The organism is Thiothrix subterranea, from assembly GCF_016772315.1.
Taxonomy (GTDB): domain Bacteria; phylum Pseudomonadota; class Gammaproteobacteria; order Thiotrichales; family Thiotrichaceae; genus Thiothrix; species Thiothrix subterranea.
In genome coordinates, this window is the sequence record NZ_CP053482.1 from 408,841 (window position 1) to 428,844 (window position 20,004).

Genomic DNA, 20,004 nt, shown 5'->3' on the forward strand with positions numbered 1-20,004 from the left:
GAGAACAATTATTAAGCAATTAAGCGTGACTAGCCGCTAACGGAATCCAAGTGCCATTGACCAAACCTTCAATGGGTTGGAAGTTAATTTTGTAGCACATTTTGGGCGATTCATCGATCCAATAACCGGGGTACACAAACGCCAAACCGCATTGACGCGCTTGCTCAATTTGCCACAGTACCGCGAATGTACCCAAACCGCGTGCCTCACTGACGGAAGGATCAAAAAAAGTATAAACGGATGATAAGCCATTGTTTAATTCATCCACAGCCGCCACCGCTAACAAACGCTCTTGTTCCCAAAACTCGACTAACCAAGTTTTGCACCAGCGTGTCAGCAAAAATCCGGCAAACGTATCCATGCTGTCCGTATCCATACCCCCACCGGTATGGCGTTGTTGAATATAATCCCGATACAAGGCAGCGTATTCGTCTTTAAAACCACTACGATTTACCACCACCCGTAAATCTTGATTACGTTTCCAATTGCGGCGCTGGGAACGGTTGGGTTTGAACGCATTCACCGCAATACGGCTGGAAACACAAGCGCTGCAATGGCGACAATGCGGACGGTAAACATCACCGCCACTGCGCCGAAAGCCACTATCCAACAAGCGCCCATACAACTCAGACGTCATCTTATAACAAGGGTCAACCAACAAATTCATTGCCTGACGATCAGGCAAATACGGGCAAGGATGCACAGCAGTGATATACAGATTAAGACTGGCTTCTGCTGACATCCGATTCATGACTCAACAACTCCCACTGGAACAGACTGCTTTACGCAAGCCATCAACATTTTCAAGCTGAATGCTACCGCGTTGTTCGTTAAGAAACCCTTGGCGCTTCCAATCCGACAGAAAACGGCTCACGGTTTCGATCGTCAAACCCAATAATTCACCGATTTCAGCACGAGATAATGATAAAGCCACCCAACCACCGTTGCTGTTTTCACACCAACGAATCAGGAACGAAGCGAGACGCTCGGCGGCTTTTTTAGCACCCAATTCCAACATCATGTCTTCAGCTTCACGCAAATGCTGAATCCAACGTTTCATCATGGTGTTTTCAATTTCGGCATTTTGTTTTTTTAATTCTGACAGATCTGCTAAGGGTAAACGGCAGACTTCAATGTCATTAAGGGGAATCGCGGTATGGTTATAAGCTTCCCCGGCGAAACCGTCGAAACCAAACAAATCACCGGTACGCAACACCCGTACAATCTGGGTACGGCCATTAGGCAGGGTTTTAATCAGCTTCACCAAGCCTTTGCGCAAGGTAAACGCATTCACGGAATTATCGCCCTGATGGTAAACCGTTTCATCGGCAGCATAGGTGACGACAGACGGTTGAAACGCCTGTATTTCAATGAGCCTATCCCGTGGCAATTGCGCAAAAATGCTCAAATGCCGAATCTGGCAGGATTGGCAGTGTCCCCTACCTTTGATGTTTGACATACCCTCTCCTTAGTTTTACCGCTAGTATAACGGCATATTACCCTTATACTCTAAGTGTATGGAGAGGGTATGGCAAGAAGCCCGCGTTACTGCGCGAGATTTTTCACGACCACAAAAGCACCGCGCAAATCGCCTTCTTTATAACCCGTGGCTTTGTCTTGTGGGTACAGCTCGGTTAACTTAGCGGTGACGGCTGGGCTGAGTTCGGTGCCGTGGCATTTCAAACAAACCGCAGCGGTCGGGATCGCTTTCATGAAACGGAATTCATTGTTGACCACTTCCGCGTAAGCGATGGTTGCAGGGTCTGCACCGGCGGCTTTTTTCGCTTCAAAATCGTTTAATACAGCGGTTTGCCATTCATTGGCCTGACCCATTACTGGGTTACGGTTTTTCAAGCTTACCCGGCTGACTTCCATGCCCTTTTCGGCTGAAACGGCTTTGGCAATTTCCGGCGCTTTGGTGTGGCAAATGCCCATCGCTTCAACCGGGCCACCGGCTTTCATGGCGGCTTCGAGTTCGCCTTTGAGTGTACCACCCAAGGCTTGTACAGCACCTTTGGCGGATTCTACCAACGCGGCTTTGTCAACGGCGGGCGCAGCAGATGCCGGAGCCGCTTGTTGTGCAGCGACGTCGGTTTGAGCCGGAGCAGCAGCAGGCGCTTCAGCGGCTTTCTCTGCTTTTTCACCGCACGCGGTCAGCAATGCTGCCAAACTCACCATTACCATATACTTATTCATATCAACACCTTCACATTAAAAATAATAACCTAAAGCACGCCGAGCAAACTGCCTGAACCCTTGCCTCGGTGCATTGAAAAAGATCAAAAACTATCGGCTAAGCCAGCTTCATCCTTGATGAACAAAATATTATCGACCTTACCAGCTTTCACTTTCACCAGGGTAACGTGATCTTTTTGACGCGGCATGAACGCCAAATCTGCGGCCTCATAGCCCAGCACAATCGTGTAAGGGCGTTCCTGCATTTTTGGAATCGCAAACATTTTAGTAATCATGCTCGGCATCCCGCTAATGTCTGCCAGAAAATACGCCTGCTTGCTGATCAGAAAATCGGGCGTTTGCTGTTTCAGATAATCATTGACCAAATCGGATGCGGGTTTTTCCACCGTGAATAACAGCGTTTGAACGTCTGGCGCAACCGTGACGGCTTTATCGTGCTGATCTTTCAGCGTAATCGCGGGCAAACTATCGCCGACTTTCAATTCAGCCGCAAATGCGGTGGTATTCAAGCCGACACACAGCAAGGTAAGTAATAACAATTTTTTCAACATAAAAACCTCTCAGGTTCATTAGGGTTAGTGATCGTGGTGGTCGCCGTCATGCCCGTTATCCAAGCTCCACTGGTATTGCAGCATGAATTGGTCAAAGGTTTTGTTGACAGCTTCGCTGCGCCCGTCGCCGTTGGTGTCTTCGCCGACATCAAAATTGTTATGAGCAGCTTCCAAGCGTACTTGGTGCTGCTTGGCTGGCTGCCAAGTCACTGCAACTGTATTGCGTTTCATATCATTAAAATAGCTGGTCTGGGTTGGGAATGGCGCAACGCTAGGGCGACGGGCTTCATGCGTGCCACCGACGCGTTCGTGGCGCAAACCCACCTGCCATTTCGGGGCAACATGGTAAGTCCCCTGCATCGAATAGCCGTCCACATGCAAATCACGCGGTTGCCCGATCAGATTGGGCTTGTCTTCGTGGAAATTCAGCGTCAAGTCTTTGTTCTGGTAAAGGTATTCGGCGGCGACTTTGAAATTGCCCACCTCTCCACTCTTGCCCGCATCGTGTTGATAAGCGGCACTGGTACTCCACAGCGTGGCTTCGCCGCTCAAACCGTGATCGGCCTCGTTGATGCCGGGGTGGTACTGGTGCAATTCCTGATGCTGGCGCGATTGGAGGTAGGATACACCGCCGCTGATGGCGTGTTTTTCGCCCAATTCTTTTTCAGCTTTGAGGTAAACATGGCTGACTTGCGGGAAATCGGGGTGTTCGGGGTAGCTAATATTGGCGGTTTTACCCTTGCTGGTTTTATACCCCGTGACACTTTCCTCTTGCGCGGCAATGCCACGATTGCCGCCATCCAGCAGTTCCACGCCGGTTTTTAGGTGCGTTCCGGCAATTTCCGGTTGCCATTCCAGTTGCATACCTTTTTCGATCAAACCGCCGTCCAGCAGCATTTGCACCGGCAAGTTTTGCTGCACGAAGTCAGACTCGTGCGGGTGAATATTGTTTGCGCCGAAAGCACTCAATAGCTTGCCCGCTTTGACGCTGGTATTGGCAGGCAGGTGGTAACGCGCCCACGCTTCTTCCAGTTCGGCTTCACCGGCTTCGGGCAAAATCACGCCTTTGATGCTTCCATCGAGCTTGTCGCTGGCTTGCCAATCCAGCCCTGCTTCGATGCTGCGCAGGTGTGCGCCCTGCTCCAAGCCGCCGTGCGAATGACCTTCATGCCCACCCGCACCATCCTGATGAACGTTGTAAACACCGAGGGCTTGCCCCGCATAACTGCCTGCGTCGCCGCCTTCCGAATCGCCATACAGCACGGAATCGACGTACAACAGCGGCTCAACGTCCGCCGCTAACACCTGACCCGACATCAGCAACACACCGAGTGCGATATTTCCCTTCATTTTCTCATTCTCAACTTGCAACAAAGTTGCAAATTATAACACAAGAAAACCGGAGTGCTGTTTGAGATTCCGCAATTCATCTCAGAGTTGGCGCGGTTTCAACACTTTATGTTCAAACACAAAACTGCCGAAGGGGATGAATGCGGCAAACAAGCCCATCCCCAATTGTTGCAAGTTCAGGTGTTTGCCTGCAAAAAAAGCCATTAAGGTGACGACATAGACAATAAAGGCTGCGCCGTGGATCGAACCCATCAGGGTCACGGCTTCGGGGTAGCCGAATAAGCGTTTGGCAGGAACAGCCAAAAACAGTAGCAATAACAGCGTGCTGCCTTCGAGGATGGCAATTTTACTCAGCATGGGAATTCTCGGTAGCCTTGGTTAAGTGGCTAGGATGGGGCTTTTCCGAGTATTTTACTTTGATATTTCTAAATTTGATAAAAGTTTAATCAAAAATCAGGTGCAACTTTGCGATTTTGCAAAACAATCTAAATTAGAAATTAATAATATAGTGACATATTAATTTTTAGATGGGTAACATCGCTATGTTCAACTTACGTCATAAATTGGGGGATGCTTATTCTCCATTATATTTTTTGTCTGCATTGGGCGCAGGTGGCGCGGTTGTCACCTTTTTTATGTACCTGATGTTCATGACCCCGCACAAAGGCACGCCGATACCCACATGGGAATCGTTGCAGGCAGTGCTGCAAGGTGACAACCCCATGTTGCAACTGCTGGTAGCCGTTTCGCTGTTGGGAATTATCGTACTTTCTGTGTTGCATGTGCGCTTGCTGGTATGGAATGTGAATGAATACCGCTACTTCCGCCAAAGCGCAACCTTCCATAAATTGCGCCAAAGCAATTCGGAAGTGCAATTTATGGCGATTCCACTGACATTTGCGATGACGATTAACGTCGGTTTCATTTTGGGTGCGCTGTTTGTGCCGGGATTGTGGAATGTGGTGGAATATTTGTTCCCGCTGGCAATTCTAGCATTCGGGATTACTGGCTGGTTTGCAGCACGTATTTTCATTGATTTTATGAGTCGGGTGCTGGTCACGGGGCATTTTGATTGCAGCCGCAATAATAACCTGAGTCAGATGCTGGCCATTTTTGCGTTTGGCATGGTTGGGGTGGGGTTTTCCGCTGCGGCGGCGATGAGCGAAGTGCCGCTGACCTCCGGTATTGGTTTGGTGCTATCACTGCTGTTTATTAGTACGGCAAGTTTATTGGCAGTCACCAAGTTGATTTTGGGCTTCCGCGCTATGTTGGAACATGGCATTGACCGTGAATCCTCGGTGTCATTGTGGATCATTATCCCTATCATTACCGTGAGTGGCATTGCGCTGTATCGCTTGTCAATGGCGATGCACCACAATTTTGGCTTGCATGTTGAACCGGTTGAAAGCCTTGGGCTACTGACCGTGCTGCTCAGTGTGCAAATTTTGTTTGCGATACTGGGCTACGCTGTCATGAAAAAGCTGGGCTATTTTAATGCTTATGTGTACGGCAAGGAAAAAAGTGCGGGGTCATTCGCGCTGATTTGCCCAGGGGTCGCGGGTTATGTGATGGGCTTTTTCTTTATCCATGTCGGGCTGGTCGGCACCGGCTTGCTGGAAAAGAATTCGCTGGCGTATTTCTTCCTGCTCGTGCCGTTGGTGGTGTTGCAAATCCAAACCTTGTGGGGTTTGTTTCACTTGAATGCTAAGTTGTTGAAACAACAGCCGCTACTACCGCTGCCGATAACGGCGTAACTACTCATCAATCCCCACGGCACGACGCAACCCGGCAGCATCCAGCATTTGGATGTTGCCGCGAGCTTCCCCGATAAAGCCCTGACGTTTCCAATCCGCAAGGAAACGGCTGACGGTTTCAATCGTCACGCCCAATAACTCCCCGATTTCACCGCGATTCAAGGGCAACGCTACCCACGTATCCGGCGCATTGCCCGCACACCAACGCAATAAAAATGATGCTAACCGTTCAGCCGCTTTTTTCGCGCCTAATTCCACCAACATGCTTTCGGCGCGGTGCAGGCGTTCCAGCCAACGCTTGGTCATTTCGGTTTCAATTTTAGGGTGGGTTTGCTTGAGTTTGAGTAAATCCGACAAGGGTAAACGGCAAACTTCCACCGTATTGAGTGCGATAGCCGAATGCTTATAATCGACCCCCGACAAACCGCCAAATCCGAAGAAATCCCCATCGCGCAGCAATTGTACAATGTGCGAACGCCCATCCGCTAACGTATTGACAATTTTGACAAAACCTTGGCGCAAAGTGAACGCATAACGAGCATCCATCCCTGATGGTAGATAATTTCATCCGGCGCATACTGGATAATGGCGGGTTGAAACGCCTGAATTTGTTCCACCTCGGTGGCATCCAAGGTAGCAAAAATCGTAATGGGTCGAATACTACAGGTCGAGCAATGACCTTTGGCTTGTTGGTGTGGCACGCGCATTACCCTTGGGAAATATTATTAGTGATTTATAATATACCCATGTTGTGATCAGGCGCAAAATTAAGGGTAATTGAACCCGAACGCTCGTATTTGAAATCTCAAACCGTCCGCGCCGCCAGCCGCACAGATTACACCGCACATTTGCCTACATCGACAAGATCCATTACCTCCCCAAGCTGGAGCAAGCGGGCAGCCACTTGTTTCTGATGCGCCCGCGCCATTTCGGTAAAAGCCTACTGCTGTCGATGTTGGAATATTATTACGACATTGCGCACCGCGACGAATTTGACACACTGTTTGGCACGCTGCATATCGGGCGACACCCCACACCACTGCACAATACCTACCCCGTGCTGTTCATGGATTTCAGCGGGATTGATACTGATAGTGGGCATGATGCGATTTTGCAGCGCGTCACTGAAAAAGTGGATAACTACCTGTTGGGTTTCTTGCAACGTTATCACTTCCCTCAAACCATGCAGGCAGACATTGCGGCAAAAACTTCCCCGGCTGCTAAAATGGAACGCTTTGTGGAACTGCTTGGTGAGCAGAAATTCCTGCTGCTGATCGACGAATACGACCACTTTGCCAACAGCATTCTCGCGGATGACCTGCAACTGTTCCAAAAAATCATGGGCAAAGGCGGGTTTGTACGCAGTTTTTACGAAGTGCTGAAAACTGCCACTCAGCGCGGCACACTTGACCGGCTATTTGTCACGGGGGTTACGCCAGTAATGCTAGATAGCATGACCAGTGGCTTTAATATTGGTGTGAATTTGTCGCTGCATGAAGATTTTAATGAAGCAGTGGGCTTTACCGAAGCGGAAGTTATCACTTTATTGCAACCGCTGGCGGATGCCTGCCCTTTATCGCTGGAAAAACTGCTGAGTGATGCCCGTGCTTGGTACAACGGCTACCGCTTCAATCTCAAGGCAGAGCAAAGCGTTTATAACGCCAATATGCTGCTGTATTTCGTCAAAAATTTTGACCGCAAGCGCTGCGAATACCCCAAGCCGATGCTGGATGAGAACATCGCCTCGGACTACGGCAAAATCATGAAGCTGTTCACCATCGGCAACCGTGATGACAATTTCGCGGTGCTGGATGAATTGTTGAATGCGGGTGAAGTGCAAGCCACCCAGCGGCATACGCTCGACTTTGACAAGGAGTGTCTTGACCGCAGCGATTTCATCAGCCTGCTGGCTTACAGGGGAGTTATCACCTTAAAACGTGATTCGTTGGCTGGGCAAGTTTTCACCATCCCCAACCAAGTGATCCGCCAGTTGTGTTTAAGGTCAACTTCCAGCATTTGATTGAGCTGAAATACAACAAAAAAGGCGATGGTGACAAAGGTTGGGAGGCCAAGAAACAGGAAGGCATTCAGCAAGTGCGAGGCTATTTACAATTGCCCAGCATTGCAGCGCTCAAGAACTTGAACGCTTGGCTGATCGTGACGGATACGCAGCGCGTGGAAGTGTCGCGGCTGGCTTAAATGCGTGCCAGAAGCAAAAGCCTTGGTTAAAGCCGCGAGGATGGGGCTTTCCAAATGATCTGCTTTGATATTTTCAAAACTGTATGAAATAACACATAGATGACGAATTTGTGATCGAAACTCCCAAAGACATGCTGGAACAGGCGATGCGTCAATCCACGCGCTACTGCGCCAATCCACACAGCCCAACCTGTCGCGTTTTTACATATTTCTTTTAAAAACAAACTATTGAATTATTGGCACGGCATTTGCTATTTATCAAATCAGGGTCAATAGCATGAGTCCTGTACAATAGCTTTAACCACAAACAGTATGTATTCCAAAACCTTATCCAGCCAATCACCCCGAATGCAGGCAGTCTTGCGGGCAGTCGCACAGGTTGCGCGTACTAACGCCTGCGTGCTGATTCTGGGCGAATCCGGCACGGGCAAGGAACGGGTTGCACAAACCATCCACGCTGCCAGCCCGCGCAGCCAACAAGCCTTTATCACCATCAACTGCACCACCCTGCCCGCTACACTCGCAGAATCCCTGCTGTTTGGGCATATCAAAGGCGCATTCACCGGCGCAAACGATCATCACACCGGCTTGATTGCCGCTGCCGATGGCGGAACGCTATTTCTCGACGAAATCTGCGAACTGCCGCTGCACTTGCAACCCAAACTGCTGCGTTTTCTGGAACAGGGGGAAATCTTACCCTTGGGCAAAACTCAGCCACAGCGCATCAATGCACGGGTGCTTGCCGCCACGCATTGCAACCTGTCTGATCGGGTAGCAACGGGTCAATTCCGCTCTGACTTGTTTTACCGCCTCAATGTCGTACCGCTGGAACTGCCGCCCCTGCGCGAACGTCAGGAGGACATCGCGCCGCTGATGCAACATTTTCTGGCACATTTTGCCCACCAACACCAGCAAGCAAAAAGTACGCTGGGGCCAGCCGCCCTGACGCTGTTGCTAGCCTATTCTTGGCCGGGCAATGTACGGGAACTACGCAACCTGTGTGAAAAACTCAGCATTTTGCAGGCGGGGCGCAGCATTACCCCGGATAACTTGCTGGCCTCGCTACGCTCCCAACCAACACCCACGCCGCAAACCAATACCGATAGCGGGCGTTTTGTCCTGCCGGATAGCGGCGTGAAGCTGGAAGAACTGGAACGCCACTTGCTGCAAGAAGCGTTGAAACGCACCTACGGGAATAAAACCAAGGCGGCACAGTTGCTGGGAATCAGCCGCGATGCGCTCAATTACCGGCTGAAAAAGCACGATCTTGTCTAAACCATCCGTCAGTTCAAGTACTACCAACTGCTTTCTTAATCGCCGCCTGAGCCTTATCGCTATAACCCGCGAACATCGCACTCATGATTGCCACCGCCTCTTTCGGTGCAGTTTCCGGTGTACCCGCATTGAAAGGCGGTTCAGGCGCGTATTCGGCTAACAATTGGATATTTTGCGCGTAAAATGGGTCACGCAATTCCGCGATCACGGTTAAGCCCAGATCAATACCCGCTGTCACGCCCGCCCCCGTAATTCGGTTGCGGTCACGCACCACCCGTTGATTCACCGGGATTGCCCCACCTGCCACCAGTGCATCCCGCGCTACCCAGTGGGATGTTGCCTTATAACCCTCCAACAGCCCCGCCCCTGCAAGGATCAACGACCCCGTACAAGTGGAAGTCACGAATTTGGCACGAGAACCACGATCCCGCACAAATGCCATCAGCTTTTCATCACCCAAGGCTTTGATAACCGATTCACCACCGCCGGGAATAAACAGCACGGTTAAATCTTTGGGTACATCGTCATACGTCGCTGTCGGCACAATGGTGACTTTGGTATCACTGGTGACAGGTTCAAGCGAGGATGAAACGAGGTGTACGGTTGCCCCCATCAACCCGCCCAACATGTATTGCGGGCCGATCAAATCCAACGCAGTAAATTCAGGATAAAGCAGCATGGCAATCTGATCAGGCTTTGTCCATTCGGGTGGCATCATGGACATATCATGCTCAGGCTTGGCATCCGTTTTAGCGGTTGCTGGCGTAGTCGCGGGTGTTGCTTTGTCAGCATCAGCAGCCAATAAGCGGCTGCTGATACCTGCCAACAACATGCCCAACGCGCCAGCCATAAAATGACGACGGTTTTTCATGGGGTACTCCTAAAATTTGATTGCCGTGCTGAGGTAAACCGTGCGGTCAGCACCAGGTGCAACCCGCCCACTAAAATAATTGAATCGCTCAAAATACTGTTCATTCGTCAGATTTTTGACTGTCAACGCCGTTTCAAAGCGTTTGGTTTCATAACCGACTTTCGCATCCACGGTATGGAATGCCGGTGCTTTGAAATCATTGCTCCCTGTTAGCATCGCTTCGGACTGTGCATACACGCCCGCGCCAACACTCACGCCTTTGGCTTTACCCGTTTTAAAAGTGTAATTTCCCCAGACACGCCCAGAATGTTCAGGCACACCCGCTAGCTTATTGCCCGCCGGAATCGCCCCCGCCGCTTTGGTGTAGGTCGCATCGGTCTTGGCATAGTTGGCGGTCAAGCTAAAACCGGGGTTCGGCTGCCAGACCACATCCACTTCAGCCCCTTTGGAACGCTCCGCCCCATTCGGTAACGAAGTCATTCCCCCCGTTGCGGGGTCAGGTATGCCGGTATTGTCACGGTCAATCTGGAATGCCGCCACCGAGCCGGAAAGCTGTTGATTGGCGCTAAACTTGATACCCGCTTCGGTTTGCTTGGACTCAATCGGTTTGGGCGTATCACTGTAGTTTGCCCAACCGACCCCACGCAACCCTTCGCTATAACTGGCAAACGCCGAGGCGTTTGCGTTCATATCCACCACCACACCCGCACGGGGCAAGAGCTTGGTTTCAGACGTGTTTTCATCAGCACCGAAACTGTCTGCATACACCACCTCGACTTTTGCCAGTTTTGCGCCACCGAGCACATGCACCCGGTCATTCATGCTGTGTTGCGCTTGGGCATAAACACCGGATGTTTTATTCGCCACCTTGCCCGCCCAACGAAACGCCGTATTCGGGTCAGTGTAAGGCAGGGCAAAAACCGGATTGGTCAAATCAACCACCTCTGCGCCATCGGTATCCATAAAGCCTTCGTCATCCAAGGTACTGTGCTCGACCCCGACAAGCACCTCTGTTTTGGTTTTCTCCGTTTTGAACTCACCTTTGACATCGGCAGTCACGCTAACGTCTTGTTGTTCCTGATAAACATTGACGTTGGTCACGCCCCAGCTAGACCCTACCGTGGGTGCATTCGCGGTGAAACCGTCACCCCCGATCAAAGTTTGACCTTTTTCATCAAAATCACTGTTGGCAGTACGCACCTTGGCAGCAACCGACCAAGTATCATTCAGTTGGTGATCCAAATTCGCCGCAAGGCTATCCAGCGCAGAGGTGGAGTTCGGCAAATCTTTGTTGCCTAAAAACAAATCCCGATTAATTTTAAAATCGCCCGCAATCGTGCCAGTGGCAGGCAAGCCTTGATAATCCTGCCCTTCCCAGCGCGAGGTTTTTCCTTGCAGAGTCAAGGTGGTTTTGGCGTTGTCGGTAAGCTTCAGGGTTGGGTTCAGGTTATAACTTTCGCGTTCCATGCCTTCCACTTGGCTCTTGGATTGTGTGTATTCCCCTGTCACACGCAATTGCGCGGTTTCACTCAGCGGCTGATTGAGGTCAAATGAAGGCTTAAGCAAATCGTGACTGCCAATCGTTATGCCTACTTTGCCAAATTTCTCTTTTTCTGGCTGTTTCGATACCAGATTCACGGTTCCACCGACCGGCGTGCCTGAACTACCACCGTATAACACCGCATTGGGGCCTTTTAAAACTTCGATCCGCTCAATATTGACGGTGCTTTCCCTGTCGCCGAGGTTATAGTTCAGGTTTGCCCCATCTTGTGCCTGTTCAGCCGAAAAACCGCGCACTAACGTTGCTTCCCAGCCCGGAATGGTTAAAGGGTTGTTGGGTACAACACCGCTGACATTGCGTAGGGTTTCACTCACTGACTGTACCTGCTGGTCTTTCATGAGCTTGTTGGGAACAACTTGCACAGACTGCGGAATTTTCTTTAATGGCGTGCGGGTTTTGGTGGCGCTATCGGCGGTAAATGCTTGATAACCATCCACTTCCCCGGCGCTTGTCCGGTCGGTTTTGCTGCCCATGACAGTAATGTCTGCTAAGGCATCCACAGCAGGCGGATCAGCAAAACCACTCAAAGGGGCGAGTGCGGACAAAATGGCAAGACACAAAGCGGAACGTTTGAGCATGAACAGACTCCAAGTTGACAAATATCAAATTTTAGCTAGGGCAATTGTTATGCCATTGGCTCTAATGGCTTATTTCATAAAGACTTTCGGATAACATGGCGCTGTATTCCCTTGAACATTCGCGTGAAATAACACAACCAATGAGTCATAAAACACAGGTCGCCGTCAGCGTGGTTTGCTTAACCTGTTTTCTGCTACGCAATGTTCGCCCAGTACCGTGTTCATGACGTGCCATTTGCCACAGGCAACCGTGATTTAACACAGAAAAATCATCGAAATATTCAGCAAGTCATTGAAATATAAAACTTCCAGAACATGGCACACTAATTGCGTTTAGGGTAGCCAACAACCTTTTTGTCATTATCTGGAGGCTCTATGATCAGCGATGCAGTCGTCGATCTCTCGCGCTGGCAGTTCGCCATTACCGCGCTGTACCATTTCTTGTTCGTCCCGCTGACGCTGGGCATGACCTTTATGCTCGCCATCATGGAATCCGTCTACGTGATGACAGGCAAGCAAGTCTACAAAGACATGACCCGCTTCTGGGGCAAACTGTTTGGCATCAACTTTGCCCTCGGTGTCACCACCGGCTTGACGATGGAATTTCAGTTCGGCACCAACTGGGCGTATTACTCGCATTACGTCGGCGACGTATTCGGCGCACCGCTGGCGATTGAAGGCTTGATGGCGTTTTTCCTCGAATCCACCTTCGTCGGGCTGTTCTTCTTCGGTTGGGATCGGCTGAGCAAAACCTCTCATTTGATGGTCACATGGCTGATGGCGATTGGCACGAACTTATCCGCGCTGTGGATTCTGATAGCCAATGGCTGGATGCAAAACCCGGTCGGCTCCGAATTCAGCTATGAAACCATGCGCATGGAAATGGTCGACTTCGCCGCTGTGCTGCTCAATCCGGTGGCGCAGGTCAAGTTCGTGCATACCGTAGCGGCAGGTTATGTGACTGGCGCAATGTTCGTGCTGTCAATCAGTGCGTGGTACATCCTCAAAGGGCGTGATCTCGGCTTTGCCCGCCGTTCATTCGCGGTCGCTGCCGGGTTCGGTTTTGCCGCTATCCTCTCCGTGATCTTGTTGGGTGACGAAAGCGGTTACGAAGCGGGTGACGTGCAAAAAATGAAACTGGCAGCGATTGAAGCGGAATGGGAAACCCACCCTGCCCCCGCTGGTTTCAACTTGATTGCCTTCCCCGATCAGGAAACAGGCACCAACAGCGTTGAGGTGAAAATCCCGTGGGCATTGGGCTTGATTGCCACCCGCTCGCTCACGGAAGAAGTCAAAGGCATCAACGATCTGGTGAAAGAAAATGCCCAGCGCATCCGCAGCGGTATGTTGGCTTACGGCATACTCCTCAAGTTGCGCCAGAATACCGCCACGGAAACTGAAAAAGCCCAGTTTGAACACTTGCGCAAAGACTTGGGTTACGGGTTGTTGCTGAAACGCTTTACCCCGAATGTGACCGACGCTACCGAAGCGCACATCAAACTCGCCGCGCAAGATACCGTCCCGCACGTAGCCCCGCTGTTTTGGACATTCCGCATCATGGTAGCAGCGGGTTTTCTAATGCTGGTGCTGTTTGCAATGGCATTTTATTACACCGCGAAAAAGACCGCGTGCAGCAAGCCGTGGCTGCTGCGCTTTGCCTTTTACAGCTTGCCGTTACCGTGGATTGCGATTGAATGCGGTTGGTTTGTGGCGGAATACGGTCGCCAACCGTGGGCGATTGGTGAGGTATTACCGACGTTCTTGGGCACATCCACCTTGACGGAATGGGATTTGATCGGGTCTATCGCTGGGTTTGTGTTTTTCTACACCGTGCTGCTGGTGGCAGAAATGTACCTGATGATCAAGTTCGCCAAGCAAGGGCCAAGCAGCCTGCATACCGGCGGCTACCATTTCGAGGCAAACGCTAAAGGAGTACAGGCATGATTTTCGATTACGAAACCTTCAAGGTGATTTGGTGGGTACTGGTGGGCGTGCTGTTTATCGGCTTTGCCCTGACGGATGGCTTCGACATGGGTGTGGGCGCATTGCTGCGCATTGTTGGTAAAACCGATGAGGAACGCCGCGTAGCCATCAACACGATTGCGCCGCATTGGGATGGCAATCAGGTGTGGTTGATTCTGGCGGCGGGGGCAATTTTTGCAGCTTGGCCAATTACGTTCGGGGCGGCCTTTTCAATGCTGTACTGGGGGTTGGTGCTGACGCTGTTTTCACTGTTTTTCAGACCCGTCGGGTTTGATTACCGCTCCAAGATTGCTGATCCGCGCTGGCGCAATACGTGGGATTGGGGCTTGGTGGCTGCGGGGGTGATTCCGCCGCTGGTGATTGGGGTGGCGTTTGGCAACCTGTTTTTAGGGGTGTCGTTCCAGTTTGATGAGTTCTTGCGGGTGAGTGGGCAAGGTTCATTCTTTGGATTGTTTCATCCGTTTGCGGTGTTGGCAGGATTGGTTAGCTTGCTAATGTTCACCATGCAAGGCGCAACTTACCTGATGATGCGCACGGATGCGGACGTGTATGCGCGTTCACGTAAGGCAGCGCAATTGACCGGGCTGGGTGTGTTTGTCACTTTCGCGCTGGCAGGTATTTGGTTGTGGGCTGGCATTGATGGCTATGCCATTACCCAAATGCCAGCACATGATACCTTGCCGAATCCGGTGGCGAAAACGGTTGTGCCAATGGCGGGTGCATGGCTGGCGAATTACAGCCTTTATCCAACAGCGATACTTGCACCCATCACAGGTCTGTTAGGTGCATTGGGTGTGGTAGCAGCGGCTGGCTCAAACCGTCCGGTGATGGGCTTTATCAGCAGCTCTTTGAGCATCGTCGGGATCATCATGACCGCAGGGGTATCATTGTTTCCGTTCGTGATGCCCTCCAGCTTGAACCCTAGCCATAGCCTGACCATTTGGGATTCGGCTTCTAGCCATTTGACGCTGGCAATCATGTTCTGGGCAGCAATGATCTTTGTACCCATCATCCTGTTTTACACCTTCTGGTGCTACAAGCAGTTGTGGGGCAAGGTCACTGTGCAGTTTATCCGTGACAACGACCATTCGGTTTATTGAGGAGGTTTGCTATGTGGTATTTCGCGTGGATTTTAGGAGTGCTGCTTGCGTGTGCATTCGGCATTATTAATGTGATGTGGCTGGAGTTTCATGGCGATCTGGAAAGTGCTGACCAATAGCCAACAAATACAATAACAAACCCTCTCTAACACGGTTTTCCGGGGTGGTTGTGTTCCCAAAGGCCACCCCGGATTTTTTACAGTCTCAATAGTTAGTTGAGTTTGAGCGTGGCATCCTTATCCAGTTCTTGCGCAGAAGCTCCCTTATCTGTTACCCATTCCGCTTTGACTTTCTGGAAACCTTCCGGGAATGCCGCAAACAGTTTGGTGGTCACTTCCTTCAATTCGGCGGGTTTGGCGCAGGCAAACGTCCAAGTCACATCCATGTCGTTATGGGTTTCACCGTCCTTGTGGTCATGATCAGCATGGTCGGCGTGTTCTTCCTTGCCTTTATCCTTGTCTTCATGATCGTGATCGGCATCCTTCTCCGCTGCTTCCGCATTGCCTAACAAGGCAGAAACCACTTCGGCACTTTTCAAGGTACATTCCGCTTCGGGGTTGATGCTGAACAGGTCTGCTCCGGCTTCCAGCTTGGCTTTAGCATCTGCCAATTTTTTCTTATCCTCATCGGTGCTGGCGGCGTGTTCAAAGCCGACGATGTTGGCAGCGGGGGATTCGAGCATAATTTCCAGCCCTTCCGCCCCGGCAGCAAGGCTCAACGTAGCAGCACCGTGTTCGTGTGCGCCGTGTTCTTCGTGGCCTTCGGCTTCATGTTCGTGCGTTTCGGTTTTGGCTTTATCATCGTGCGCTTCGTGCTTGTGGTCGTCGGCGTAAACACCACCAGCAGACAGGGCAACGAACAGGCTGAGGGTACTGATCAAAATGTGTGGAAATTTCATGGTGTTCTCCGGTTTTACTGATTTTCGAGGGTTTTCGTGAAAGAAGACAGCAAATTGCTGACAAAGGTTTCATCCAGGTCAGCGGTAATAAAGACGAAACGGCTGCGCTGGTCGTCATCAGGCCAGCGCGGCAGTTCCACCGAGGGGTAAAACAGGTGCTGGACGGCGTGCAGTACCACCGGGCGACCGGGGTATTCTTGCACATTGACAATGGCTTTCATGCGCAGTAGGCGATGGCTGCAAAAACCGGTCAGGGTTTCCAGTGCATCCACAATGCCCTGCCAAGGCAAGGGGTGGTCAAACACCAGCGAAAAACTGCGGATACGCCCGTCAATGCCGGGGGAAGCAGGCAGGCTGGGGTTACGGATGCCGGGGCGCATCGGTGCAAGCGGCGTTATCAGACGGAAATTATCCACCGCCAGCCATTGCTGCGCCTTGGCGGGTTCAGTTTGGTGGTATGCCCGCAGTTTGAAAACATGCTCAGGGTCTACATTGCCGTTCAGCACCGGGACAATCGGTGCCGCTGGGTTGAGTTTGGCAAGGCGGCTTTCAAGCTGGGCAATTTTGTCTGCATCGGCGAGGTCGGTCTTGGTCAGCAGCAGACGGTCAGCCGTCGCCACTTGTCTGACAGCCTCGAAATGCGCATCAAGCTGGCTATCGGCAAACAGTGCATCGACAGTAATGACCACGCCATCCAGATAATGCCGCCACGCCACCCAGTCGGAACGCAGCAGGGTTTCCATCACCGATGTCGGGTCGGCAACCCCGGTGGTTTCGATGATGATGCGTTCATAGGGTGGCAATGTGCCGTCGCGCCGCCCCATCCACAGATTTTTCAGGGTGGGAACCAGCGAACCCTGAATTTCACAGCAAATGCAGCCGCCGTTGAGCAATGCCATTGGCCCTTGGGTATCACCGACCAGTTGATGATCCAGCCCGACACTACCGAACTCATTCATAATCACCGCCGTCAACGGCGGGATGCGCAACAATCGTTCCCAGAATGACGGTTTCAATAGGTTATTAAGGACAGTGGTTTTGCCGCTGCCCAGAAAACCGCTGAGGATGGTAATCGGAAAGCGGTTATCCACCACGTCATCCGGGTGCTGCTGTGTGGTTGGGGTCATGCTTGGGTCACTTTGCTGCCAATGCCTGATACAAGGTTTCGATATTGTGCTCCATCATTGCCAGATAAGTCCCGGCGACACCATCCGCAGGTGACAAGGCATCTGCATACAATGTCCCACCTACTGTTGCACCACTTTCAGCCGCAATCTGTTCCAGCAAACGCGGTGATACCATGTTCTCCACAAAAACGGCGGTGATCTTTTCAGCACGAATCTGCTCAATCAAGGCCGCCACATCTTTGGCAGTCGCCTCCGTTTCGGTGTTAATGCCTTGTGGGGCAAGGAATTTAAGCTGGTACGCCGCCGCAAAATACCCAAACGCATCGTGACTGGTCACAACACTACGGCGGTCTTCGGGTAATTTGCCTAGGGTTTCGGCAAGTTGCTGTTCCAGTACAGCCAATTGTTGCAGGTAAGTATCGCGGTTGATGGCATACACCGCACTGCCTACTGGATCAGCATCCTGCAAGGCACGAGTAATATTCTGGATGTACGTTTTTGCGTTGGCGAGATTTTGCCAAGCATGGGGGTCAACTCCTTCATGTTGATGACTCCCCCCATCCAACGGCAAGCCGGTAATGCCTTCTGTCGCCGTCACCACCTTGCCTTTATAACCGGATGCTTCGACCAGCCGCTCCAACCAGCCTTCAAACCCCAAGCCATTGACGAACAGCATATCCGCCTGTGCTACTGTTTTTGCATCGGCAGGCGTGGGTTGGTAAACATGCCCGTCACTATCAGCCCCCACCAGCGTGGTCAACTGGATGCGTTCCCCACCAATCGCCTTGACCATATCCCCCAGAATGCTGAAAGTAGCAACCGCTTTGAGCGGGGCTTCCTCGGCATGAACCCACGGTAGCCATGCCAGCAACACTACCAACAGGCAAGGCCGTAACCATTGATGAAACATCCTATTTTCTCCTTAATTCAGTGTGAAAAATGTTTAACAGACTCAACCTTGCCACGCTGCGGGCGTAACACTAACAAGGCAGACAGGATATACACTCCCCCCAAACTCAGGATGATGGTGGGGCCTGATGGCAAGTCAAAATGGTAAGACATCAACAAGCCAAACCAACTGCACAACATGGCAACCGCCACCGCCAATGCCAACATCGTGCCTAATTGCTGTGTCCACAGACGGGCAATGACAGCGGGCAAGATCATAATGCCTACCGCCATCAACGTCCCCAACGCATGGAAGCCCCCCACCAGATTCAACACCACCATGGTCAGAAACACCACGGGTGTCCAACCCCCAAAGGTACTGACCGAACGGCAATAAGCGGAATCAAAGCATTCCAGCACCAAGGGGCGGTACAAAACCGCCAAAGTCAGCATAGAGAGCGTGGCAATGCCTGCCACCAGCAATAATGCCGCATTATTCAAAGCCAATACTGACCCAAACAGCACGTGTACCAAATCCACACTGCTGCCCTTGCTAGAAATGATCAGCACACCCAATGCCAATGACACCAGATAAAAAGCCGCCAAACTGGCATCTTCCGGCAAACGGGTTAGCCGTGTTACCAAGCTGGTTAGCACCGCCACGACTACACCTGCCACCAACCCGCCCAGCGTCATCGCAGTCAAGGATAAACCGGCCAACAGATAGCCGACGGCAATACCCGGCAGAATGGCATGTGCCATTGCATCCCCGACCAAACTCATACGTCGCAATAGCAGGAACACCCCAAACGGCGTTGCCCCCAATGCCATTGCCCACGTCCCCACCAAGGCGCGTTGCATAAACACATAATCGGTAAAGGGTGCAAACAGCAGGTCATACAACATCAGGCACCCCACCGTTCTGACTGTTGCCCCAACACCTTTGCCGTGGTTCCGTATACGGCTTGACCGTTTGTCAGCCATAAGGTAGCGGGGAAATACTGACGCACCAGCCCCCAGTCATGTAACACCGTTAGCACAGTACGCCCTTGTTGATGCCAATGCTGAATCAGCTTCATCAAATCAAGGATGGTGTTGGTATCAATGGCATTGAATGGCTCATCCAGCAGAATAACCGGCGCATCTTGGAGCAACAGGCGAGCAAACAATACCCGTTGCATCTGCCCACCAGACAAACGGGATAATGCGACGTGCCGCATCCCCCCCATCCCCACCGTTGCCAAAGCGTCGGTAATCTGATTTTCCTGTACCGAGGAAACACCGCCAAAAGCACCGACCTGTCGCCATAACCCCATTGCCACGCAATCATGCACATCCATAGGGAAGTTCTGCTCCAACGCCGCCCGTTGTGGCAGGTAGGCAAGATCGCGCCACCCAAAACCATGCCGCTGGATACTGCCGCCCATGGGTTTAAGTTCGCCCATCAATGCTTTCAGCAAGGTGGATTTGCCCGTGCCGTTTGCGCCAATCACCGCGAGCAATGCCCCGCGTGGCACGCTTGCCTCCAGATGCCGTAGCACTGCATGTTTCCCATAACCCAGTGTCAGGTCATGAAAGCTGATAGCGGGCGGATTCACCATAACACCCACCCAACCGCCAACCATAGCAAAGCAATCAGTAGTGTCACCAATAACAGGCGATAGCCCAGCCCA

Annotated in this window: 22 protein-coding genes; 8 read left to right on the forward strand and 14 right to left on the reverse strand. The window is 51.6% G+C overall.

The features are described from left to right. Window positions 1-19 precede the first annotated feature (19 nt). The 6 genes from HMY34_RS02005 to HMY34_RS02030 form a co-directional block, all read right to left on the reverse strand. A complete protein-coding gene (locus HMY34_RS02005) occupies window positions 20-751 on the reverse strand; it encodes an arginyltransferase (RefSeq protein ID WP_202717529.1) in 732 nt (243 codons plus the stop codon). Window positions 752-754: 3 nt separating this feature from the next. Further along, window positions 755-1,459, reverse strand: a complete 705-nt coding sequence (locus HMY34_RS02010; protein WP_202717531.1) for a Crp/Fnr family transcriptional regulator — start codon at window positions 1,457-1,459, stop codon at window positions 755-757. Window positions 1,460-1,545: 86 nt separating this feature from the next. Beyond that, window positions 1,546-2,196 carry a Tll0287-like domain-containing protein gene (locus tag HMY34_RS02015; protein WP_202717533.1) on the reverse strand — a complete coding sequence of 217 codons (651 nt, stop codon included), beginning with the start codon at window positions 2,194-2,196 and terminating at the stop codon, window positions 1,546-1,548. 83 nt (window positions 2,197-2,279) lie between these two features. Continuing rightward, complete coding sequence (locus HMY34_RS02020; protein WP_202717535.1) at window positions 2,280-2,747, reverse strand: hypothetical protein; 468 nt, start codon at window positions 2,745-2,747, stop codon at window positions 2,280-2,282. Between the two features lie 24 nt (window positions 2,748-2,771). Next, window positions 2,772-4,097: a hypothetical protein gene (locus HMY34_RS02025; protein ID WP_202717537.1), complete on the reverse strand. Its 1,326-nt coding sequence runs from the start codon at window positions 4,095-4,097 to the stop codon at window positions 2,772-2,774. A gap of 81 nt (window positions 4,098-4,178) precedes the next feature. After that, entirely contained in the window at window positions 4,179-4,454 is a 276-nt protein-coding gene (locus tag HMY34_RS02030; RefSeq protein ID WP_202717539.1) for a DUF3817 domain-containing protein, read from the reverse strand. Between the two features lie 185 nt (window positions 4,455-4,639). On the opposite strand from HMY34_RS02030, the gene HMY34_RS02035 reads away from it, so the two are divergent. Next, window positions 4,640-5,851: a TsoY family (seleno)protein gene (locus tag HMY34_RS02035; RefSeq protein ID WP_202717541.1), complete on the forward strand. Its 1,212-nt coding sequence runs from the start codon at window positions 4,640-4,642 to the stop codon at window positions 5,849-5,851. Here the strand turns inward: HMY34_RS02035 and HMY34_RS02040 are convergent, their stop codons facing one another. Further along, window positions 5,852-6,397, reverse strand: coding sequence for a Crp/Fnr family transcriptional regulator (locus HMY34_RS02040; protein WP_228287954.1), 546 nt, complete (start codon window positions 6,395-6,397; stop codon window positions 5,852-5,854). A gap of 5 nt (window positions 6,398-6,402) precedes the next feature. Between HMY34_RS02040 and HMY34_RS20100 the strand changes: the two genes are divergently transcribed. The 4 genes from HMY34_RS20100 (at window position 6,403) to HMY34_RS02050 (ending at window position 9,325) form a co-directional block, all read left to right on the forward strand. Then, window positions 6,403-6,606, forward strand: coding sequence for a hypothetical protein (locus tag HMY34_RS20100; protein ID WP_228287955.1), 204 nt, complete (start codon window positions 6,403-6,405; stop codon window positions 6,604-6,606). A 149-nt stretch (window positions 6,607-6,755) separates the two neighbouring features. Beyond that, window positions 6,756-7,871, forward strand: a complete 1,116-nt coding sequence (locus tag HMY34_RS02045) for an AAA family ATPase (RefSeq protein WP_323127453.1) — start codon at window positions 6,756-6,758, stop codon at window positions 7,869-7,871. Then, window positions 7,844-8,050, forward strand: coding sequence for a hypothetical protein (locus HMY34_RS20455; protein WP_323127454.1), 207 nt, complete (start codon window positions 7,844-7,846; stop codon window positions 8,048-8,050). Before HMY34_RS02045 ends, HMY34_RS20455 begins: the two co-directional genes overlap by 28 nt. A 312-nt stretch (window positions 8,051-8,362) precedes the next feature. Then, a complete protein-coding gene (locus HMY34_RS02050; protein ID WP_202717543.1) occupies window positions 8,363-9,325 on the forward strand; it encodes a sigma-54 interaction domain-containing protein in 963 nt (320 codons plus the stop codon). A gap of 13 nt (window positions 9,326-9,338) precedes the next feature. Here the strand turns inward: HMY34_RS02050 and HMY34_RS02055 are convergent, their stop codons facing one another. Both HMY34_RS02055 and HMY34_RS02060 read right to left on the reverse strand, forming a co-directional pair. Then, entirely contained in the window at window positions 9,339-10,196 is an 858-nt protein-coding gene (locus tag HMY34_RS02055; protein WP_202717545.1) for a DJ-1/PfpI family protein, read from the reverse strand. A 9-nt stretch (window positions 10,197-10,205) separates the two neighbouring features. After that, complete coding sequence (locus tag HMY34_RS02060) at window positions 10,206-12,335, reverse strand: TonB-dependent siderophore receptor (RefSeq protein ID WP_202717547.1); 2,130 nt, start codon at window positions 12,333-12,335, stop codon at window positions 10,206-10,208. A 375-nt stretch (window positions 12,336-12,710) separates the two neighbouring features. Here HMY34_RS02060 and HMY34_RS02065 point away from each other — a divergent pair, with 375 nt between their 5' ends. Genes HMY34_RS02065 through cydX form a run of 3 tightly spaced genes read left to right on the forward strand, consistent with a single transcriptional unit; the run spans window position 12,711 to window position 15,537 of the window. After that, on the forward strand, window positions 12,711-14,279 hold the full coding sequence (locus HMY34_RS02065; protein WP_202717549.1) for a cytochrome ubiquinol oxidase subunit I: 1,569 nt from the start codon (window positions 12,711-12,713) through the stop codon (window positions 14,277-14,279). Then, entirely contained in the window at window positions 14,276-15,418 is a 1,143-nt protein-coding gene (cydB, locus tag HMY34_RS02070) for a cytochrome d ubiquinol oxidase subunit II (protein WP_323127455.1), read from the forward strand. The genes HMY34_RS02065 and cydB overlap by 4 nt, the downstream gene beginning before the upstream one ends. 11 nt (window positions 15,419-15,429) lie before the next feature. Further along, a complete protein-coding gene (gene cydX / locus HMY34_RS02075; protein ID WP_202717551.1) occupies window positions 15,430-15,537 on the forward strand; it encodes a cytochrome bd-I oxidase subunit CydX in 108 nt (35 codons plus the stop codon). A gap of 92 nt (window positions 15,538-15,629) precedes the next feature. Here cydX and HMY34_RS02080 read toward each other — a convergent pair whose 3' ends face one another. The 5 genes from HMY34_RS02080 to HMY34_RS02100 are packed head-to-tail and all read right to left on the reverse strand — an operon-like array spanning window position 15,630 to window position 19,932. Then, window positions 15,630-16,316, reverse strand: coding sequence for a ZrgA family zinc uptake protein (locus HMY34_RS02080; protein WP_202717552.1), 687 nt, complete (start codon window positions 16,314-16,316; stop codon window positions 15,630-15,632). A 14-nt stretch (window positions 16,317-16,330) separates the two neighbouring features. After that, a complete protein-coding gene (locus tag HMY34_RS02085) occupies window positions 16,331-17,443 on the reverse strand; it encodes a CobW family GTP-binding protein (protein ID WP_202717553.1) in 1,113 nt (370 codons plus the stop codon). Between the two features lie 7 nt (window positions 17,444-17,450). After that, window positions 17,451-18,353, reverse strand: coding sequence for a metal ABC transporter substrate-binding protein (locus HMY34_RS02090; protein ID WP_202717554.1), 903 nt, complete (start codon window positions 18,351-18,353; stop codon window positions 17,451-17,453). 17 nt (window positions 18,354-18,370) lie between these two features. Further along, complete coding sequence (locus HMY34_RS02095; protein ID WP_202717555.1) at window positions 18,371-19,237, reverse strand: metal ABC transporter permease; 867 nt, start codon at window positions 19,235-19,237, stop codon at window positions 18,371-18,373. Beyond that, complete coding sequence (locus HMY34_RS02100; RefSeq protein ID WP_202717556.1) at window positions 19,237-19,932, reverse strand: metal ABC transporter ATP-binding protein; 696 nt, start codon at window positions 19,930-19,932, stop codon at window positions 19,237-19,239. The genes HMY34_RS02095 and HMY34_RS02100 overlap by 1 nt, the downstream gene beginning before the upstream one ends. Window positions 19,933-20,004: the final 72 nt, after the last annotated feature.

Bases quoted from the DNA above. Each gene is read 5' to 3' on its own strand.
- HMY34_RS02005 (WP_202717529.1), bottom strand. From the start codon at position 751: ATGAATCGGATGTCAGCAGAAGCCAGTCTTAATCTGTATATCACTGCT.
- HMY34_RS02010 (WP_202717531.1), bottom strand. From the start codon at position 1,459: ATGTCAAACATCAAAGGTAGGGGACACTGCCAATCCTGCCAGATTCGG.
- HMY34_RS02015 (WP_202717533.1), bottom strand. From the start codon at position 2,196: ATGAATAAGTATATGGTAATGGTGAGTTTGGCAGCATTGCTGACCGCG.
- HMY34_RS02020 (WP_202717535.1), bottom strand. From the start codon at position 2,747: ATGTTGAAAAAATTGTTATTACTTACCTTGCTGTGTGTCGGCTTGAAT.
- HMY34_RS02025 (WP_202717537.1), bottom strand. From the start codon at position 4,097: ATGAAGGGAAATATCGCACTCGGTGTGTTGCTGATGTCGGGTCAGGTG.
- HMY34_RS02030 (WP_202717539.1), bottom strand. From the start codon at position 4,454: ATGCTGAGTAAAATTGCCATCCTCGAAGGCAGCACGCTGTTATTGCTA.
- HMY34_RS02035 (WP_202717541.1), top strand. From the start codon at position 4,640: ATGTTCAACTTACGTCATAAATTGGGGGATGCTTATTCTCCATTATAT.
- HMY34_RS02040 (WP_228287954.1), bottom strand. From the start codon at position 6,397: ATGGATGCTCGTTATGCGTTCACTTTGCGCCAAGGTTTTGTCAAAATT.
- HMY34_RS20100 (WP_228287955.1), top strand. From the start codon at position 6,403: ATGGTAGATAATTTCATCCGGCGCATACTGGATAATGGCGGGTTGAAA.
- HMY34_RS02050 (WP_202717543.1), top strand. From the start codon at position 8,363: ATGTATTCCAAAACCTTATCCAGCCAATCACCCCGAATGCAGGCAGTC.
- HMY34_RS02055 (WP_202717545.1), bottom strand. From the start codon at position 10,196: ATGAAAAACCGTCGTCATTTTATGGCTGGCGCGTTGGGCATGTTGTTG.
- HMY34_RS02060 (WP_202717547.1), bottom strand. From the start codon at position 12,335: ATGCTCAAACGTTCCGCTTTGTGTCTTGCCATTTTGTCCGCACTCGCC.
- HMY34_RS02065 (WP_202717549.1), top strand. From the start codon at position 12,711: ATGATCAGCGATGCAGTCGTCGATCTCTCGCGCTGGCAGTTCGCCATT.
- cydB (WP_323127455.1), top strand. From the start codon at position 14,276: ATGATTTTCGATTACGAAACCTTCAAGGTGATTTGGTGGGTACTGGTG.
- cydX (WP_202717551.1), top strand. From the start codon at position 15,430: ATGTGGTATTTCGCGTGGATTTTAGGAGTGCTGCTTGCGTGTGCATTC.
- HMY34_RS02080 (WP_202717552.1), bottom strand. From the start codon at position 16,316: ATGAAATTTCCACACATTTTGATCAGTACCCTCAGCCTGTTCGTTGCC.
- HMY34_RS02085 (WP_202717553.1), bottom strand. From the start codon at position 17,443: ATGACCCCAACCACACAGCAGCACCCGGATGACGTGGTGGATAACCGC.
- HMY34_RS02090 (WP_202717554.1), bottom strand. From the start codon at position 18,353: ATGTTTCATCAATGGTTACGGCCTTGCCTGTTGGTAGTGTTGCTGGCA.
- HMY34_RS02095 (WP_202717555.1), bottom strand. From the start codon at position 19,237: ATGTTGTATGACCTGCTGTTTGCACCCTTTACCGATTATGTGTTTATG.
- HMY34_RS02100 (WP_202717556.1), bottom strand. From the start codon at position 19,932: ATGGTGAATCCGCCCGCTATCAGCTTTCATGACCTGACACTGGGTTAT.